This is a genomic window from Paenibacillus gyeongsangnamensis (genome assembly GCF_027533625.1).
GTDB classification, from domain to species: domain Bacteria; phylum Bacillota; class Bacilli; order Paenibacillales; family NBRC-103111; genus Paenibacillus_G; species Paenibacillus_G gyeongsangnamensis.
Window position 1 is genome coordinate 193,357 of the sequence record NZ_JAQAGZ010000005.1, and the last position, 15,624, is coordinate 208,980.

At 54.0% G+C, this 15,624-nt stretch carries 13 protein-coding genes; 12 read left to right on the top strand and 1 reads right to left on the bottom strand.

Annotated features, from left to right (window positions below):
* Positions 1-105 precede the first annotated feature (105 nt).
* The 5 genes from O9H85_RS09580 (at position 106) to O9H85_RS09600 (ending at position 6,954) form a co-directional block, all read left to right on the top strand.
* Positions 106-1,341, top strand: a complete 1,236-nt coding sequence (locus tag O9H85_RS09580) for an ABC transporter substrate-binding protein (RefSeq protein WP_269881104.1) — start codon at positions 106-108, stop codon at positions 1,339-1,341.
* An 83-nt stretch (positions 1,342-1,424) separates the two neighbouring features.
* Positions 1,425-2,372: a carbohydrate ABC transporter permease gene (locus O9H85_RS09585; protein ID WP_269881105.1), complete on the top strand. Its 948-nt coding sequence runs from the start codon at positions 1,425-1,427 to the stop codon at positions 2,370-2,372.
* 5 nt (positions 2,373-2,377) lie between these two features.
* On the top strand, positions 2,378-3,202 hold the full coding sequence (locus tag O9H85_RS09590; RefSeq protein ID WP_269881106.1) for a carbohydrate ABC transporter permease: 825 nt from the start codon (positions 2,378-2,380) through the stop codon (positions 3,200-3,202).
* 27 nt (positions 3,203-3,229) lie between these two features.
* Entirely contained in the window at positions 3,230-5,332 is a 2,103-nt protein-coding gene (locus tag O9H85_RS09595) for an amylo-alpha-1,6-glucosidase (RefSeq protein WP_269881107.1), read from the top strand.
* A 5-nt stretch (positions 5,333-5,337) separates the two neighbouring features.
* Positions 5,338-6,954 carry a glycoside hydrolase family 13 protein gene (locus O9H85_RS09600; protein ID WP_269881256.1) on the top strand — a complete coding sequence of 539 codons (1,617 nt, stop codon included), beginning with the start codon at positions 5,338-5,340 and terminating at the stop codon, positions 6,952-6,954.
* 482 nt (positions 6,955-7,436) lie between these two features.
* Here the strand turns inward: O9H85_RS09600 and O9H85_RS09605 are convergent, their stop codons facing one another.
* Positions 7,437-8,522, bottom strand: coding sequence for an AI-2E family transporter (locus tag O9H85_RS09605; RefSeq protein WP_269881108.1), 1,086 nt, complete (start codon positions 8,520-8,522; stop codon positions 7,437-7,439).
* Positions 8,523-8,749: 227 nt separating this feature from the next.
* Here O9H85_RS09605 and O9H85_RS09610 point away from each other — a divergent pair, with 227 nt between their 5' ends.
* From O9H85_RS09610 to O9H85_RS09640, 7 genes are all read left to right on the top strand, one after another.
* A complete protein-coding gene (locus O9H85_RS09610; protein ID WP_269881109.1) occupies positions 8,750-9,379 on the top strand; it encodes a TraX family protein in 630 nt (209 codons plus the stop codon).
* A 250-nt stretch (positions 9,380-9,629) separates the two neighbouring features.
* Positions 9,630-10,844, top strand: a complete 1,215-nt coding sequence (locus O9H85_RS09615; RefSeq protein ID WP_269881110.1) for an SEC-C metal-binding domain-containing protein — start codon at positions 9,630-9,632, stop codon at positions 10,842-10,844.
* Between the two features lie 98 nt (positions 10,845-10,942).
* Entirely contained in the window at positions 10,943-12,103 is a 1,161-nt protein-coding gene (locus O9H85_RS09620) for a serine hydrolase domain-containing protein (protein ID WP_269881111.1), read from the top strand.
* A gap of 141 nt (positions 12,104-12,244) precedes the next feature.
* Positions 12,245-12,598: a DUF3870 domain-containing protein gene (locus O9H85_RS09625; protein ID WP_269881257.1), complete on the top strand. Its 354-nt coding sequence runs from the start codon at positions 12,245-12,247 to the stop codon at positions 12,596-12,598.
* Between the two features lie 332 nt (positions 12,599-12,930).
* Positions 12,931-13,755 carry a M55 family metallopeptidase gene (locus O9H85_RS09630; RefSeq protein ID WP_269881112.1) on the top strand — a complete coding sequence of 275 codons (825 nt, stop codon included), beginning with the start codon at positions 12,931-12,933 and terminating at the stop codon, positions 13,753-13,755.
* Between the two features lie 17 nt (positions 13,756-13,772).
* Positions 13,773-14,705 (top strand): ABC transporter permease, encoded by a 933-nt coding sequence (locus O9H85_RS09635; RefSeq protein ID WP_269881114.1) that lies wholly within the window; start codon positions 13,773-13,775, stop codon positions 14,703-14,705.
* A 2-nt stretch (positions 14,706-14,707) separates the two neighbouring features.
* Positions 14,708-15,622: an ABC transporter permease gene (locus O9H85_RS09640; protein WP_269881115.1), complete on the top strand. Its 915-nt coding sequence runs from the start codon at positions 14,708-14,710 to the stop codon at positions 15,620-15,622.
* The last annotated feature ends 2 nt before the right edge of the window (positions 15,623-15,624 follow it).

The following is a 15,624-nucleotide window of genomic DNA, read 5'->3' on the forward strand; positions in this document are numbered from 1 at the left end:
CTAATCTTATTAAATTAATCATCATTTGATTAATTTTTTTTTGTGCCCGAAACCGTTAACCTATTCCTACAGATAGACATTTGAACAAAAAAGGGAGTGCGCAGCATGAAAAGAGTTTCGGCCATTGTTCTTTCCATTGCTTTAGCGGCGGGCTTATCGGCCTGCGGCAATAACGGCAGCAGCAGCCAAGCGGGAGATGCCAAAGCAAACGGCGGGGCGAAAAAAGCCACGGTCACGATGGGCTTCTGGGGAACCACGCAGGAATTGAAAGTATACCAGGACGCGGCGGCGTCCATTTCGGAAAAATACCCGAATATCGAGCTTAAGGTGAAGCAGTATCCGAGCAGCGACCAGTTCTGGAACATGCTGCCCGGCGAAATCGCGGCCGGCGTAGCGCCCGATTTTATCAAGATCTCCAATGAAGGCGCGCTGGAATACATCAATAAAGGCTTGTTCGCTTCGCTGGACGAGCTGATTCCCGCAGCGAACATCGATATGAACCGTTTCACGCCGTCGGCGGTAGCGCTGTGGAAGAAAGACGGCAAGCAGTACGGCATTCCGAACGTCAACATGCCGGCTATGTTCTTTATTAACGAAGACATGTGGAAGCAAGCCGGCTTGACCGATTATCCGAAAACGTGGGACGACGTCCAAGCAGCCGCTAAGAAATTGACGACCAAGGATGTCAAAGGGATTACGATCAATATCGACGCCTACCACATCACCAACTATGTGAAGAGCTACGGCGGCGGTTGGGGCGAAGGCAAGACGATCAGCTCCCCGGAAAACGTTCAAGCGCTCCAAAAAATTCTGGATATGTACAAAGACGGCTCGGCTGTGACACCGAAGTCTCTGGGCTACGGCTGGGACGGCGAAGTGTTCGCCAACGGCAAATCGGCCATGACGACGGGCGGCTATTGGTATAAAGGGTATTTGAAGGACGCCAATCCGAACCTGAAATATGTAGCGATTCCGGTTCCGAAAGGGACGGTGAACGGCAGTACGATGATCTCCGACGCCTATATCGTTCTGAAGGATTCGAAGAACCGGCAAGCGGCGGCGCAGGCGGCTTACTATATGACGGAAGACAAGACGCAGACGGAATTTATGAAGCTCGGCTTCAACTCGTCGAACGTCAGCCTGACCTCGAAATACTTCGAGCTGAATCCGGAATTCCAGGCCGTGAAGCCGGCGCTTGAATACAGCACGGACTTCGGCTATCCGGTCGAAGCGAAGAAGTTCAAGGATGAGCTCGTGAAGCAGCTGGAATCCAGCATTCTGGGCGGAACGAACAAATCGCCGAAAGAGATTCTCGACAGCGTTCAGCAGCAGTTTAAATAACCGGTCAGTTCCCGTTTCGGACGATGAAACGGGAACGCTTTTTTTCACGTCGAATATCCATTATTTAGTTTGGGAGGTGCGCTATGGCTGCCTACGATCATGTTAGCACAGATATGCCCGCAAGCCGGGTGAAGAAGCAGTCCTGGATCCGTTTCGTCGCCGATTCCGATCTCACCGTAGGGTGGCTGTTCATCCTGCCCTTCCTGGTGCTGTGGGTATGGTGGTTCCTGTATCCGTTCCTGCAGTCGTTCGTGCGGAGCTTCCAGGATGCCAACTTCGCTTCCCTGAAGGATGCGAAATTTATCGGCCTGCAGAACTATGTTCAAATCCTGCATGACCCGGAATTTTACAAGGCGGTGGTCCATTCGCTCGAGATCGTCGTCATTGCCGTTCCGGTCCAAACCATACTCGGCCTGCTCATGGCCATTCTAGTGAACCAAAAGATCAAAGGAAAGGGCATTTTCCGGACGGTCTTCTTCATCCCGTACATTACCTCGCAGATCGCGATCGCAACGGTGTTTATGATGCTGTTCAAGAAAGGTACCTTCGTGACGAATTTCTTCTCGATCTTCGGCTTCGGGAACGTGACGTGGTTTGCCGATACGCATTATGCGCTGTTATTCGTTTGCATCTTGTTTATATTCCAGCAGTGCGGATTTACGATGATCGTGTACTTGTCCGGGCTTCAGGAAGTGCCTAAGGATTTGTACGAGGCGGGGCAGATGGACGGGGCCTCCAAGTGGGAGCAGTTCCGCTACATTACCGTTCCTTATTTGAAGCCGGTTACCTTCTTCGTCGTATCCGTCTCCACGATCCTGGCTTTCCAAATTTACGACCAGATCGCCGCCATCTCCCGGTACGGAGCTTTGGGCTCGCCTGCGGGAGCTACCAGCACGGTGGTGACCTATTTCTACCAGAACGGGATCCGGTATATGAAAATCGGCTACGGCAGCGCGGCCGTCGTCCTGTTCTTCTTCATCATCATGTTCATTACATTCCTTCAGAAAAAATTGCTGGACGAAAAGGGGTGACATCCATGCAGCTCAAAAACCGCGTTTCGTTGTTTAGCAATTATACGGTCATTACGATCGTCGGACTGCTGTTTCTTCTGCCGTTCCTTTATACGCTGTACACGTCTTTCGTTTCGATGCAGGATGTCAATAAATTAGCCGGCATATCCCACTGGAGTTTTAAGAATTACAAAATCTTTTTCACTAACGACGCCTATAACGTGCCTAAATGGCTTTTCAATACGGTAATCATGACGGGGATCGTCATTCTCGGCAACCTGATCATCAACCCGATGGCCGGCTTTGCGCTGGCCAAGCTGGATTTTGCGGGAAGCAAGGTCATCTATTGGATCGTCGTCGCTACGATGATGGTGCCTTACCATATGATCCTAATTCCTGTGTATGTGAATATGGCGCAGCTCGGCTGGCTGAATACGTTCGCTGGGCTGACGGTTCCGTTCCTGTATCAATGCATGTACATCTTCATGCTGCGGCAATTTTTCATCACGGTGCCGAATGAATTCATCGAAGCGGCAAGGCTGGACGGGCTGACGAAGATGGGCGCCTTCTGGCGCATCGTCTATCCGCTGGCCAAATCGTCGCTGATTACGATGTCGATTCTCGCTTTTGCCGGGACATGGAACAGCTACCTGATCCCGAGCACGCTAACCAATATTCCGGATATGTATGTGCTCGTGGTGGGTCTGAACAGCGTGAAGGACATGATGTTCGAGAATACGCCGCTCATTATGGCCGGGGTTGTGCTGACCACCCTGCCGATCCTGATCTTCTTCTTTTTCTTCCAGAGACAGTACATCGAGGGCATTTCCAGCTCCGGGGTCAAAGGATAAACCAAGCGAGGGCGAGGCGTTAGACATATGGATTACAGCGTAATTAAAGAAGGAGACTTGTTCTTTCTTACGGACAAGCAAGGCGACGTCACCGGAAATAACGATCAAGGGCACGGATTATACACCAAGGATACGCGGTTCTTAAGCCGGATGGAGCTGTTCATCGACGGGGAGAAGCCGACGCTGCTGTCCTCTGCCGCGGACCGAAGCTACTTCGCTTCGATTCGGCTAATGAAGGACCGCAAGGATGAGGGAGCCATTGAGCTCCATAGAGAGCGGTTCATCTACGGCGGCGTCCTGTACGAGAGGGTAACGGTAACGAATTATTTCCCGAAAGCCGCGGCCTTTGAATTGGCCGCTTCCTTCGCGGCCGACTTCCAGGACATGTTCATCGTCCGGAAGTACCGGACGGGTGAGGTCGGGAAACTGCTTGGCTCGGAAGCCGGGGAACGTCAGCTGGCGATCCGTTACCAAGGGGCGGACAACCTGCTGCGGGAAACGCGGATCGGGTGGGACCTGGAAGAGACGGAAAGGGACGCGGACGGCCATGTTCGTTTTGCGCTGTCGCTGGAGCCTAAAGAAACGAAGCGTATTTGCTTCTATATTGCTCCCGTGCTGGAAGGGCAGCCGCCGCTTATGTTCAGCTTCGAGGAAGGCCTCAAGCGGCTGGAAGCGTCCTATGCGGTATGGTCTCAAGAGACAACCCGCATCGCTTCCGATTCGGACGTGTTTAATGGGCTGTACCGCCGCGGCGTGCAGGATTTGCGGATGCTGATGACCGACGTGGGCTACGGACATACGACGGTGGCCGGACTGCCGTGGTTTGCCGTTCCGTTCGGCCGGGACAGCCTGATCGCGTCCCTGTTCCTGCTCCCGCTGCAGCCGGAGCAGGCGAAGGGCACGTTGAGAACGCTCGCTGCGCATCAAGGAACGACGACCGATGCATGGCGTGACGAGCAGCCGGGCAAAATCATGCACGAAATCCGCTTCGGCGAACTGGTGAATACGAAGCAGTCGCCGTTCGGACCTTATTACGGCTCGGTGGATGCGACGCCGTTATTCCTCGTCCTGATCGCCGAATATGTCCGCTGGACCGGCGATCTTGCACTGGTGGAGGAGCTGAAGCCGAATATCGTGCGCGCTCTGGAGTGGATCGATTCCGCCGCGGCAGCGGGATCGGGATTTTTAACTTATCACCAGGAAGCGGAGAAGGGCTTCCCGAACCAGGGATGGAAGGATTCGAGCAATTCCATCGTTCACGCCTCGGGTGGCTACGCGGCCTCGCCGATCGCCTTGTCCGAGGTGCAGGGCTACGTGTACCAGGCGAAGAACGGCTTGGCGTCCGTATTCGAGGCCATGGGCGAGAGCGGGCTTGCGTCTAAGCTGGCTAGGGAAGCCGAGGCGCTGCGCGCCCGGTTCGAGCAGGCGTTCTGGATGGAGGAAGAGCGGTTCTATGCCATCGCCTTGGATAGGGATGGGCGGAAGGTCCAATCCGTGACGTCGAATCCGGGACATCTGTTGATGTCCGGTCTGCCGGACGCTTCCCGCGCCGGGCACGTTGCGGAGCGGCTTGTCGCGGAAGACCTGTTCAGCGGCTACGGCATCCGCACGATGAGCACGAAGGCCGCGGGCTACTACCCGATGAGCTATCACAACGGCAGCGTTTGGCCGCACGATAATGCGATGATTTTGCTGGGCTTAAGCCGGATGGGCTATAAGAAGGAGGCCGGCAAGGTGATCTCCAGCCTGCTGGAGGCTTCCCGCGCGTTCGAATATCAGCGGCTGCCCGAGCTGTTCTGCGGTCACGATTCGAGTCTGGGCCATCCCGTGCCGTATCCGACGACCTGCTCGCCGCAGGCTTGGGCTGCAGGCACGTCGGTGGTTTTCTTGCAGGCTATGCTCGGTTTGCATCCGAATGCGCTCACCCGTGAGATCGCGATCGATCCCTATTTGCCGGAAGGCATGGATGAGCTTGCGGCGGAGCGCATCCGGATCGGCTCCGGCTATCTGTCGCTCAAGGTAACCCGCGGCGTGGAGACCGGAAGCGGCTTCGAGGTACAGGTGCTGGAAAATACGACGGGCTTTGAATTGATTCATTCCTCCAAGGAAAGAGAGGCCTCCAAGGCATGAAGGGCATAACGAAAGCATGGTGGAAAGAAGCGGTCGTCTATCAGGTATATTGGCGAAGCTTCTACGATACGGACGGGGACGGCTACGGAGATTTGGAGGGCGTAATCCGCAAGCTGGATTATATCCGCGAGCTGGGGGCCGACGTCATTTGGCTGAATCCGTGCTACGGCTCGCCGGACGTCGATAACGGGTACGATATTTCCGATTATCGTTCCGTGATGGCTAAAGCCGGGACGATGGAAACACTGGAAAGGCTGCTTCAAGAAGTCCACGCTCGCGGCATGAAGCTGATCATGGACCTGGTCGTCAATCATACGTCCGATCGGCATCCCTGGTTTGAGGAATCCCGGTCGTCCAAGGAACATCCGAAGAGGGACTATTATATATGGCGCAAGGAGCCGAACAACTGGAGATCGTATTTCACTCCTTCGACCTGGGAATACGATGAGCGTACAGGGGAATATTATTTCCATTCGTTTGCCGTTGAGCAGCCGGATTTAAATTGGGAGAACCCGAAGGTCCGGGAAGAAATTTACGACATGATGCGGTTTTGGCTGGATAAGGGGATCGACGGCTTCCGGATGGATGTCATCAACCTGCTCGCCAAGCAAGCCGGCTTCCCCGATGCGGAGCATCCGGAGAACATCTCGTATTTGGGCAACAATCCGGGAATCCATGAATATTTGCAGGAAATGCACGATCAGGTGCTGAAGCATTACGATATTTTTACCGTAGGGGAAATTCCGTTCGTTACGCCCGAGGACGGGGTGCTTTACGTAGGAGAAGGCCGCAAGGAGCTTCATACGCTGTTCCATTTTGAAGTGTGCGACTATATGGCCCATTGGGATATGCCGAAATTTAAGGACATCCAGAAGCGGTGGTACGTAGGCATGTGGGGGAAAGGCTGGAATTCCCAGTTCTTAAACAACCACGACCATACGCGGCTCGTGACCCGCTTCGGCAATGACGGCCGTTACCGCGTGGAATCCGCTAAATGCTTCGCGACGCTGCTGCACACGCTGCCCGGAATGCCGTACGTGTATCAGGGCGAAGAGATCGGGATGACCGGCGTCCGCTTCGGTTCCATTGACGATTACAACGATATCGCGATGAAGAACAAGTACAAGGAAGAAGTAGCCAAAGGCAGAGATCCGGAGGAAGTATTCGAGAGCTTGCTCCATCTTTCCCGGGATAACTCAAGAACGCCCATGCAGTGGGACGGAACGGAGAATGCCGGGTTCAGCAGCGGCACCCCTTGGATCAAGGTCAATCCTAACTATAAAGAGATCAACGTATCCGAGGCGCTCGCCGATCCGGATTCCGTGTTTTATTACTATAAGCGGCTCATTGAGCTTCGCAAGCACAATGAAGTGATGGTCTATGGAAGCTACGAGCCGATCCTGGAGAACGACCTGCAGATTTATGCTTATTCCCGGGTATTGGGGGAAGAACAATGGCTCGTCGTCCTCAACATTTCGGACCGTCCGGCTGCATGTAATCTTCCAGTCTCGATGTCTGGACGAGCGAGAGAAATGATTCTTACGAATGCTTCTGGACAGCCGCATGAAGGCGATGAGCTTCGGCTGAGTCCCTATGAAGCCAGAATTTATCGAATGAAATAATAAGAGCCTGTCCGTTGAGGACAGGCTTTTTTGTTTGATAAGAATTTATAAGTTTTCGTAGCTTATAGCTTCGCATCAACCTTGGTAAACGCGCTGCTCCTTGTAAGACAAGGGCGGCGTAGTCGTTTATCCTGGTTTTGAAAAATTGCCTTTTACAATAACTTTATTAGATTCTAAAGCGGATTTTACAAACCATCTGTATCATGGAACACGTTGGATTTTTGATAAAACTCGAAAGCCGGGTGAGAAAGTCAATGAACGGGAAGCATTGGAGACGAATGATCAGACGTCTCGGAAGAAATATAGCTTTGCCGCGGCTGGCGCTATCCGTTAAGCTGGCGGCTTAAGCAGCAGGTAGAGGTAATCCTTGACAAAAGAAAACAGTCGCCGTACAAAATGAAAAAGCAGCCCATCCTTACTCGAGGATCGGCTGCTTTTGACTTATTAACGTTGCCGGAGACGAACCCTGAATATACCAAGCCCTACTCCACGAGCTCCTCCACCTTCTCCTCCAAGAACAGGCTGTACAACCTGGCGATCAGGATTTTGACCACCATATATAGCGGAATGGCGAGAATTACGCCGAGAATGCCGGCGATATCGCCGGCAACAAGCAGGATGACGATGGTCGTGAGCGGATGGATATCGAGCCGCTTCCCGTAAATATGGGGCGCAAGTAAGGAACCCTCGACCTGTTGGGCAATCAATACGACGACCAGCGACCACAGGACCATGCCAGGGGAATAGGCGAAGGCGACGATAAGTACCGGCACGGCGCCAAGGATCGGGCCGATATAAGGGATAAGGTTCAGTATCGTGGCCGCCACCGTAATCAGCAGGGAGAAGGGGAGTCCGATCAGCAGGAAGCCGATGAACATCATCACTCCCAGGAGAAGCGTAATGATTACGCGGCCGACGATGAAGCCGCTCAGCGCCGAATCGATGTCCGACATCACCTCCCGCCCGTCTTTACGGTACCGGCGGGGGACCAAGCGCAGGATGTAGGAGGGAAGCTGCTCGCCTTCCTTCAGCATGTAGTAGAGGATGATCGGTACGGTTGCCACAACAATTACAAAGTTCGTGACGAAGGAAATGACATGCGTTACATAATTTGAGGCGACCGTGATCCAATGGCTCAGGTAGTCCGACAACTGCTTCGAAAAATCTGTTCCGTTCGTCAGAAAGGCGGAGAACAAGCGGTTTTGCTGAAACCGCGTGAGCTGCTCCTGGAACGCCAGGATGAGCAGGGGAGCTCCTTCGATAAAGTTCTTCACTTGGAATTGCAGCGTCGGCCAGACGAGGGTAAGAAACAAAATGAGAACAGCCATGAGCACAAAGTAAATAAATAGGATCGCGAACGTCTTTTTCATCTGATTGGCGCATAGGTAGGCGACGAGCGGACGAAGCAAATAGTAGAGAAAGCCTGACAGGATGAAGGGAACGATCAGAATATGAAATATCAACAAGACGGGCTTGAAGAGAAAGCTCACCTTGGATAAGAGCAGAAGGATGACAAGGATGCAAATGATCCCCAGACATGCTTTGAAAAATCGGGTCTGCGGCAGCATAACATCGACCCCTCCTTCCTAAGGGAGTAAATTCCGTTTATTTTTCGTATAAAAGGATCATCCCATGATTAACCGAGCAATACGGACTATAAACTAGCATCGACAAATCTATTAAAAATAAACTCTACTTTTTGTGAAATCACAACAATTATTCTGGAAGTAACGGGATCGGCTTGATATGATAGGCTGAGCGGGTTGTATATCGATAGCTTTACAAGGAGGAGCCCATGCAGCTGATCGCGATGCTGACCATGCTTATTGATCACGTAGGCGCCGTATTTTTCAAGGATCAACTGCTCTGGAGAATCATCGGGCGGATCGCCTTCCCCATCTATGCATATTGCATCGTGCTGGGGTACATGCACACGAGGAATTTAAAGCTTTATATGAGGCGCCTTTTCTTCATTGCGGCGGTATCTCAAATTCCTTTCATGCTGGCCTTCGGCATCATGGGCGTGAATGCCGTAGGGACGCTGCTCGTCTGCATCGCGGTACTATATCTCATCGAGAACCGCAAGAAAAGCGTATGGATTCCTGTCGCCGCCGCCTCAGTCATTCTCATGGAGGTTCTGGATTTTGATTACGGCCTGTACGGCTTGCTGCTGGTGCTCATTTACAAATACTCGAAAAGCCATACGATGGTGTTCAGTCACTTCGTATTGAACCTTCTATACTTGTTCCTCAAGGACTGGCTCATCGAAGGCTTCAGTCTGATTCCGACCCTGGTTATTGCTTACGTTCCGGCGCTGTACCGCCGGTTGGAGCACCGAAGCATACCGAGCTGGCTCTGGAGAAGCTTCTACCCCGCTCATCTCGCGGTCATCGCCATTCTTGAGCTGCTTCTGACGGCGAAATAAATAAGTACGTTATCCATGAGCCGCTTGCTGAGCGGCTTTTGTTAGTTGATAAGAAGCTATAAGTTTTCGTAACTTATAGCTTCGCATCAACCTTGGTAAACGCGCTGGTCCTTGTAAGACAAGGACGGCGTAGCCGTTTATCCTGGACCATTCACGATTCAGCCCCTAAGCAGCTGGAATTCATCGTTCAGTTAAAGCAGCGAGTTTAGAAGAAAAGATCATACCGTCGGCTAAATGAAAGGATGAGCTTATGGACAAGCACTTTTCTAGAAATGAGAAGAACGCTCTGTTAAACGCCTTGAACAAAATGCAAGAAATGAGTCATACACTAAAGGCAAAGGAAGAGGAGAAGTGTTGGTCTGCGATAGAAATCCCGCTGACGCTTGAGGCAGCGCTTGCCGTATTTACAAAGGATGAGCTGTCCGCTATTCGGTCGAGCTTAGCCATCCCGGGATTGAGCTCGCTTAAGAAGCAGGATTTGATTCACGCGTTGGTAGACAATGTGCCGACGGCAATTCCCTACTGCTTAAAACTGTTGGATCAAACCCGCTATGACCTCCTGAAGAAGCTTGCGAATCGAGGAGGACAAGGGCAACTTTCTGTGGAGCTGTACCACTTGAATTATTTTAAAAATCGAAGCCTTATCTTCTCAGGAACCTATAAAGGCAAGAAAACATTGGCGATTCCGCAGGAAGTGCAGCATGTATTTCAGGCGTTGGATACGCAGGACTACAAAGCCAGGATTCGCAGGAATACGGAGTGGATCCTGCTTACGCAAGGGTTGCTATATTACTACGGCTCGTTGACGCTTAGCGAGCTGAACGACTTTATAAAGCAATACTCCGGCGAACATGTCATCATGAGTGAATATTTACAGGTTATGCAGGAGGCCCAAGACTACGAGGAGTTGGCTGAGGAGTGTAATTCAGGATACTCGTATATTACGGTCATGGATTCCGAGCGGGTGAAGAAAGAGCACAGGATGAGAAAAGAGCTGCCTTTCTATTCATTCTCCAAAGAGCAGCTGCTGCAAGCGGGCGACCCGGATTACGTGGAGCGAAATGCGAGCTACAGGGAATTTGTTCATTATATCGTTAATCATTATACGATTTCTCCGGAAGAGGCCGACGGCATCGTCGAGGACTGCGTATACGATATTCAGAACGGCGATACGCCTTCCGAAGTGCTTGAGTACCTTCGGGAACAATTGGAGATCAATGACGTGAACACGGCACAAGTCATCCTGGATCACCTTGTGAAGCTCCACAATAATACAAAGCAATGGTTCCTGAAGGGCTATTCTCCGAACGAGTTGTCTGCTTTAAGAAACCGCAGTACGGGTACTCCACCATTGCGGTCGGGTGCGGGAGAGTTCATCGATTTTACGACACGCACGAAAGTAGGCCGGAACGACCCTTGTCCTTGCGGCAGCGGCAAAAAGTTTAAGAAATGCTGCGGCCATTAGCACCCTGCAAAAACAATTTACCTAAGCTAGGTTTTAAGTTACTATGGAGATATGTTCCTTTTGAAAAGGTTTACATTTTATTGCGGGAGGCGCCCGGATTGAACGATTTGGATGTGCGGATCCGGCAGCTGACGGAGCGGCACCGGATTGCAGGATTGGCTGCCTCCGTTATCCGTAATGGGCACAAGGTCTGGAGCGGAGCTTACGGCTCAGCGAATCTGGATCGCCATATCCCGGTATCGGAGCATACTGTCTTCCGCATCGCCTCCATCTCCAAGACCGTGGTTGCCACGGCGCTCATGCAGTTGGCGGAGCAGGGGCTGTGCGGCATCGATCAGGATGCGGGCGAGCTGCTCGGGCTGCCCCTCCGGAATCCCCGGTACCCTGAGCTTCCGGTTACGCTGAAGATGCTGATGACGCATACCTCCGGACTGCAAGATGAATATGCGCGTTTCGTCGCCGATTCGCGCAGGGAGAATCCGCCGAGGCTGCGGCTTGCCGACCTGCTGCTGCCGGACGGGCCATACTATACGGACCGCCTCTGGGGCGAGGGGCCGCCGGGGGACCCGGGCCATTTTGAATACTCGAATCTTGGCGCGGTCCTTCTTGCGGCGGTTGTGGAGAAGCTGTCCGGCGAGCGCTTCGATCTCTACTGCCGGAAGCATCTGTTCGAGCCGCTCGGGATGCGGAATACTAGCTTCAATATCAGCGACTTTGAGCGGATGGAGGACATCGCCGTGCTGTACGAATACTCGGACGCCGAGCGGCGCTTTATCGTCGGCACCGATGATTTCCAGGGCCGGAGGCCTGAAGCGATCAATTACAGCGGCTATGTGCCGGGCACGAACGGAGCGCTGTTCAGTCCGCAGGGCGGGCTCCGTACGACGGTGAAGGACTTGACGGGGTTCCTTAAGGCTCATGCGGGCGGAGGCGAGCTGGGGGGGACGCGCATCCTGAGGCGGGAGACGGCGGAGCGGATGCATGCCCCGCATTGGTCGGGGCACCGGGCCGAAGGCTTTTTTCGCCACAGCGGACTGCAGTTTCAGCTCACGGACGATCTCATCCCGGGACACCGGCTCGTAGGACATGCCGGCGACGCGTACGGCCTGCTCAGCGATATGTATTTCGAGCCGCAGGAACGGTGGGGGTTCGTTCTGATCATGAACGGCCTGGTCCGGCGCAAGGGACGTGGCGCGTTCTTCGAGGCGGAGGAGGAGCTGGCGGGACTGCTGTACGAGACATTTTTGCATACCCGATAATTCGAATATTTACAACATGTAAATGTGATGTTAGACTATATTACACCATTAGTATTTCAGCATCCGGCGGTCGTGGGAAGCTTCCCTTCCGACATCCCGAACGGAGCAAGTCTGAATGCTAATAAGGAGTGCAGCCGCATGATGTACGACAAAGACACGATTTATGTGATCGGCGACGCGCAGGCTTCGGTCAATAATCCGATTACGCAGCAGTACAACGCGTTTTTTATCGGGCTGGTCGTGGATACGGCGAGCCATAAAATCATCGATGCCGGATGCTCCTCGACCATCCCGCTGACATCGGACTTTGTCCGCTCGATCTTTATCGGCCACAGTATGCAGCACCTCGAGTCCGTGGCGGCCGAGATTCGCCGGAGATATCACGGCTCCTCGCAGAAGGCGCTGATCGTAGCGTACAAGGACGCGCAAAAAAAATATAAACTCGCACTAAGCGGCCGGGAAGAGCAGGGAAGCCCCTCTTCCGGCACGGTGTAGCTGCTTTATTTATCGTATGGCTGGCCCATACCCCGTAAATAAAACCCAGCAGACGGTGATTTGGGATGAAGTGGTCCCGAAACTGTTTGCCGGGTTTTTTTGGTTGATTAGGATTTATAAGTTTTCGCAACTTATAGCTTCGCATCAACCTTGGTAAACGCGCTGGTCCTTGTAAGACAAGGACGGCGTAGCCGTTTATCCTGGGTTGATAAGAATTTATAAGTTTTCGCAACTTATAGCTTCGCATCAACCTTGGTAAACGCGCTGGTCCTTATAAGACAAGGACGGCGTAGCCGTTTATCCTGGTACCCAACAAGTTTGGAGGAAGAGGCATGAAGTTGTATATTTCTGTGGATATGGAAGGCATTACCGGGCTTGTGGACCCGACGTTCGTCGATTCCAGACAGCACAATTACCCACGCGGGCAGCACATCATGACGCAGGAAGCGAATCAGGTGATCGGCACCGCCTTCGACGAAGGGTGTACGGAAGTGATCGTCAACGACAGCCATTCCAAGATGAACAATTTACTGATCGAGAAGCTTCATCCCGAGTCGCAGCTGATTTCGGGCGACGTGAAGCCCTTCTCCATGGTCCAAGGACTGGACGCCTCCTTCGGGGGAGCGGCTTTCCTCGGCTACCACACGAGAGCGGCCCAGAAGGGCGTGCTAGGCCATACGATGATCTTCGCCGTGCGCGATATGTACATTTACGATACCGCGATCGGAGAGCTTGGCTTCAACGCTTACGTAGCGGGGCATTACGGCGTACCCGTGCTGCTCGTGGCGGGGGACGACGAGACGGCGGCCGAGGCGGAGGAGCTCATTCCGGGCGTCACGACGGCCGTTGTGAAAAAGCGCATATCGCGCACGGCGGCGCTGTGCCTGACCCCTGAGAAGAGCGGCGAGCTGCTTCGGAAGAAGACGAAGGAGGCGCTGGCAGGACGCAGCCGGGTGAAGCCGCTTGTTCCGCCTGACCGGCCGGTGCTGTCGATCGAATTCGCCAACTACGGGCAGGCGGAATGGGCCCATCTGATGCCGGGTACGACGATTGAGGACCATAGCCCGGTCGTGAGGTTCCAGGCCAAGGACATTCTGGAAGCCTACCAAGCGATGCTGGTCATGACGGAGCTGGCGATGCGTACGGCATTCAGTTAAAGGCGGGTGAGGCAGGCATGGCACAATATATCGTTCGCAGACTCTTTTCCATGATCGTCACGCTATGGCTCATCATCACGATCACGTTCTTCCTGATGCATGCGGTACCCGGGTCGCCGTTTGAGAAGGACGGTCGCAATGCCAACCCGACCGCGGTTCAGAACATGATGGAGTTTTATCATCTCGATCAACCGTTGTCCGTGCAGTATGTGCTTTATCTAAAATCGCTGCTGACGCTCGACCTCGGCCCGTCCATCGGGCACTTCCCGGACAGCGTCAATTCCATGATCGAGCGGGGGTTTCCCGTTTCGTTCCAGCTCGGGATGGTATCGATCCTGTTCGCCATCGTATCCGGGATCGCACTCGGGACGGTGGCCGCACTAAGGCAGAACCGGCTGATCGACTACTTCGCCATGATCTTCGCCGTCATCGGCATCGCGGTGCCTAACTTCATCGTAGCGACGATGCTGATCAAGTTCGTGGCGGTCGAGTGGAGGCTGCTGCCGGTAGCGACTTGGGGCAGCTGGAAGCACGTGATTCTGCCCGCGCTGGCGCTGTCGGCCGGACCGCTCGCGATCATCGCGAGGCTGACCCGGGCGAACATGCTGGAGGTGCTGACGGCGGACTACATCGAAACGGCGCGGGCCAAGGGCCTCTCGCCGTTCATGATCGTATTCAAGCACGCGCTCCGCAATGCGGTGCTGCCCGTCGTGACGCTGCTCGGTGCCCTCGTGGCCAACGTGCTGACGGGAAGCTTCGTCATCGAGAAGATTTTCGCCATACCGGGGATGGGCAAATATTTCGTGGACGGCATCAACAACCGCGATTATGCGCTGATTATGGGGACGACCGTGTTCTACAGCGCGCTGCTCCTCTTCATGATGTTTCTTGTGGATATCGCCTACGGCTTCATCGACCCCCGCATCAAGCTGCACCGGAAGGAGGCATAATCATGAACGTTCCGGATTCGTTATTCGTACCGATGGCGCATAAAAGCACGGCGGAGGCCATCGTTCGCCCGCGGCTGTCGTTCTGGCAGGAGGCGTGGCTTCGCCTGTTGAAAAACAAGCTCGCCATGCTAGGGCTCATCCTCATTATCGTTATCGCCGCACTTGCCGTCTTCGGCCCGCTGCTCACGGACCAAAGCTACTCCAAGCAATCGCTGCTCGACGGCAACCAGAAGCCTTCGGCCCTGCACTGGTTCGGCACGGACGAGCTGGGGCGCGACGTGTACGCCCGCATCCTGTACGGGGCGCGCATCTCGCTCTTCATCGGCCTGACGGCGGCACTCATCGACTTCGCCATCGGCATCGTCTACGGCGGCATCGCAGGATATTTCGGCGGCCGGATCGATAATGTGATGATGCGGTTCGTCGATCTGCTGTACGGCATCCCTTATCTGTTGATTGTCATCCTGCTCATGGTGGTCATGGGCCCCGGGCTTCTGACCATCATCGTGGCCTTGAGCGCCACCGGCTGGATCGGCATGGCCCGCATCGTCCGCGGACAGGTGCTCAGCCTGAAGTCGTCCGAGTACGTACTCGCGGCGCGGACGCTGGGTGCCGGAGCGGGCTACATTATCCGCAAGCATTTGCTGCCGAACGCGGTCGGGGTCATCATCGTTCAGGTGACGTTCTCCGTGCCGTCGGCGATCTTCGCCGAAGCGTTCCTCAGCTTCCTCGGCCTCGGTATTCAGCCGCCGCTCGCCAGCTGGGGCGTGATGGCGAACGACGCACTGCCGACGATCCTGTCCGGCCATTGGTGGCGGCTGTTCTATCCGGCATTCTTCATCTCGATGACGATGCTGGCGTTCAACCTGGTAGGGGACGGCCTGCAGGACGCTTTTAACCCGAAACAGAGGAGGTAACC

Coding starts and splice junctions, on each gene's coding strand:
- O9H85_RS09635 (WP_269881114.1), top strand. CDS start 13,773: ATGGCACAATATATCGTTCGCAGACTCTTTTCCATGATCGTCACGCTA.
- O9H85_RS09630 (WP_269881112.1), top strand. CDS start 12,931: ATGAAGTTGTATATTTCTGTGGATATGGAAGGCATTACCGGGCTTGTG.
- O9H85_RS09590 (WP_269881106.1), top strand. CDS start 2,378: ATGCAGCTCAAAAACCGCGTTTCGTTGTTTAGCAATTATACGGTCATT.
- O9H85_RS09585 (WP_269881105.1), top strand. CDS start 1,425: ATGGCTGCCTACGATCATGTTAGCACAGATATGCCCGCAAGCCGGGTG.
- O9H85_RS09580 (WP_269881104.1), top strand. CDS start 106: ATGAAAAGAGTTTCGGCCATTGTTCTTTCCATTGCTTTAGCGGCGGGC.
- O9H85_RS09640 (WP_269881115.1), top strand. CDS start 14,708: ATGAACGTTCCGGATTCGTTATTCGTACCGATGGCGCATAAAAGCACG.
- O9H85_RS09605 (WP_269881108.1), bottom strand. CDS start 8,522: ATGCTGCCGCAGACCCGATTTTTCAAAGCATGTCTGGGGATCATTTGC.
- O9H85_RS09615 (WP_269881110.1), top strand. CDS start 9,630: ATGGACAAGCACTTTTCTAGAAATGAGAAGAACGCTCTGTTAAACGCC.
- O9H85_RS09625 (WP_269881257.1), top strand. CDS start 12,245: ATGTACGACAAAGACACGATTTATGTGATCGGCGACGCGCAGGCTTCG.
- O9H85_RS09610 (WP_269881109.1), top strand. CDS start 8,750: ATGCAGCTGATCGCGATGCTGACCATGCTTATTGATCACGTAGGCGCC.
- O9H85_RS09595 (WP_269881107.1), top strand. CDS start 3,230: ATGGATTACAGCGTAATTAAAGAAGGAGACTTGTTCTTTCTTACGGAC.